This is a genomic window from Streptococcus oralis, from assembly GCF_001578945.1.
In the GTDB taxonomy this organism is placed as follows: domain Bacteria; phylum Bacillota; class Bacilli; order Lactobacillales; family Streptococcaceae; genus Streptococcus; species Streptococcus oralis_Q.
The window spans coordinates 178,548-180,926 of sequence record NZ_KQ969551.1 but is presented as its reverse complement, the minus strand read 5'-3'; the positions used below and the strand labels follow the sequence as shown (position 1 = coordinate 180,926).

General features: G+C 34.2%; 3 protein-coding genes and 1 pseudogene. 1 reads left to right on the top strand and 3 read right to left on the bottom strand.

The window, feature by feature from the left end; genetic code table 11:
* The 3 genes and pseudogenes from SORDD16_RS11630 to rpsP all read right to left on the bottom strand — a co-directional run.
* A pseudogene (locus tag SORDD16_RS11630) lies at positions 1–633 on the bottom strand (hypothetical protein); the annotation flags it as partial.
* 494 nt (positions 634–1,127) lie between these two features.
* The gene (kphA, locus tag SORDD16_RS03560) at positions 1,128–1,367 is read right to left on the bottom strand and encodes an RNA-binding protein KphA (protein ID WP_000379617.1); all 240 of its coding nucleotides are present in this window, start codon (positions 1,365–1,367) and stop codon (positions 1,128–1,130) included.
* Between the two features lie 19 nt (positions 1,368–1,386).
* On the bottom strand, positions 1,387–1,659 hold the full coding sequence (gene rpsP / locus SORDD16_RS03555) for a 30S ribosomal protein S16 (protein ID WP_000268760.1): 273 nt from the start codon (positions 1,657–1,659) through the stop codon (positions 1,387–1,389).
* A 180-nt stretch (positions 1,660–1,839) separates the two neighbouring features.
* Between rpsP and SORDD16_RS03550 the strand changes: the two genes are divergently transcribed.
* Positions 1,840–2,373 carry a hypothetical protein gene (locus SORDD16_RS03550; protein ID WP_061452406.1) on the top strand — a complete coding sequence of 178 codons (534 nt, stop codon included), beginning with the start codon at positions 1,840–1,842 and terminating at the stop codon, positions 2,371–2,373.
* Positions 2,374–2,379 lie beyond the last annotated feature (6 nt).

The following is a 2,379-nucleotide window of genomic DNA, read 5'->3' as shown; positions in this document are numbered from 1 at the left end:
ATATAAAACCAAACTAGATAGTAGAACATAAACTTCTTCAAACTCTATAAGTGGATTATCATATAAATCTCTAGAAGAAGTTTTAAAAATTAGTTGCTTAAGCAAGTATTCTGGAAGTCCTTTATCAAAAAACAGCTCTCTTAATTTGTTCTTTGAAATCACTACAATTCTTTCATCAGATTCATCGCATAATTCGTATAAAAGCCAATAAGCATCCATCCACTGTCTTAGTTTAATACCATCGTATTCTTCTTCAAAATTTTTAGTATAAAAATATTCTTTAACCTGTTTCTCTAATAGTTTATATAAATTTTGTTTTACATCAGATCTCTCTAATTTAGTATCAAGATCAAGATTGGGGTTACAAGCCAAACGGGCTCTAAAATCTTTTAAATCTAAATAAGTTGCTAAAGCATATAATCGTTTTATACTAAAATCACCTATCTCTTTAATATGAATTTCGTTATCATAAATCTTAAATTCAATGTCACTGTATGTCCATAAGTCAATTACTAAACTAAAAATATTTAAGCGACTAAAAACAGAAAAAATATTTTCAATTTCTGACTGAGTTAAACTAGCGCCTTTTTCCCATTTAAAGACTGTCTTTTTTCGAAGTGAATCTTTTAACACATCTCCTAATCTTAACCAAATTTCTTCAATTCCATCACTTAAATCTGTAAGCCTGTTGTTACCATTCTTAAAAAATTCATAGTATGCTTGTGCGTAGTATAATGATGATTGTAGAATATTTTTCTTTTTGCTATCTAAAAGAGATTTTTTTCAATCTGAATCATCTCATAAAGTTGATTCAAGATTGAGACCTCATATAGAAATTTATTTACAATCTGTTCATTCAATATATAAAATTTCTTCACTAAAATATATTTAGCTATAAGTTTAGTACCATTACTAGAATTTCCACTTGTAAAAACCCCAGATAATTTCAATAACTTGATGTAATCATTGACATCATGCGCCTCATATAAATGTTTATAAAATTCAACAGTATTAATTTTGTTTTTATATTTATTAGTATTCCAATATTTCATAAATTTTTCAAACCATAAAATAACAAGAAAATATCTTCTCCTCCACAAAAAAGCGAGACATCTGTCCCGCTTTCTTTATTTTTCATCGATGACGATTCTGACTTTTTTGTCTTCGGTTGGGACAGAGTAGACAATCGTTCTTATCGCTGAGATAGTGCGACCCTTACGACCGATAACACGACCGACATCGCTTTGGTCAAGATCCAAGTGATACTCCAAAAACTCTGGTGTGTCTTCAATCTTGATAGTTAAGGCATCAGGTTGTGAAATCAAGGGTTTCACAATCGCAATAATGAGATTTTCAATCGTATCCATCTGTCAACCTACTTTAAACTTATTTTGAGAATTTAGAATCGTGGAATTTTTTCAATACGCCTTCTTTTGAAAGGATGTTGCGAACTGTATCTGAAGGTTGAGCACCATCAGCCAACCATGCAAGAACGCGGTCTTCTTTCAAAGTCACTTGGTTTTCAGCAACCAATGGGTTGTATGTTCCAACGGTTTCGATGAAACGTCCGTCACGTGGTGAACGTGAGTCTGCTACGTTGATACGGTAGAAAGGTTTTTTCTTAGACCCCATACGAGTCAAACGGATTTTAACTGCCATTTTTTAATGTCTCTTTTCTTATTTTTTGTTTCGGTGAAATAGCTGAGCTATTTAGCACATGTTCTATTATAGCAGATTTTTGACAGGTGTCAAGAAAAAAACTTGACAGGTTTTATTTTTTTGAAAGATCGTAAAAATTTGGTACAATGAAGAAACATTAACTAGAAATGGAAATCACACATGCCCTCAAAACTTGAAGCCCTCTATAAAGACTACGAAGTCCAGCCTTACATCTCTCCTGAACGGGATTTAGAGTCTTGGCTGCTGGATCCAAAGCCCGTCCCCAAACGAAACATGATTCTGCTAGAAGACGGCTTACTAGCAGGAGACATGATCCTCCTCTGGCGGATCAACTTTGGCACCTTCACCACCGAAAGTTGGTTTCCCAAGTACTTTGAGTACAGCTATGGGATTGATGCCTCTAAACACTTAGAGCTTTTAGTTGAAAAAGGCTATACAGTAGTTGAAACGGCCTTCGATTCTCTTGATCATTTAAATGCCACTATGAAAAAACACATTCTGAAAAGCAAGGGCATTACTGGACTTTCCAAGATGCGAGCCTCTGACTTGAATCAAGCCCTTCAGGAGCATTTTACGGAGGAAGAACTGGCCCTAACATTTAAGATTCGAGGCTACAGATTAACCGAAAAAGGGGAGCAAGCACTCAAAAATCACCAAGCCATTATCGACCGTCATCCGCAGAAAAAATTCTAATCATTC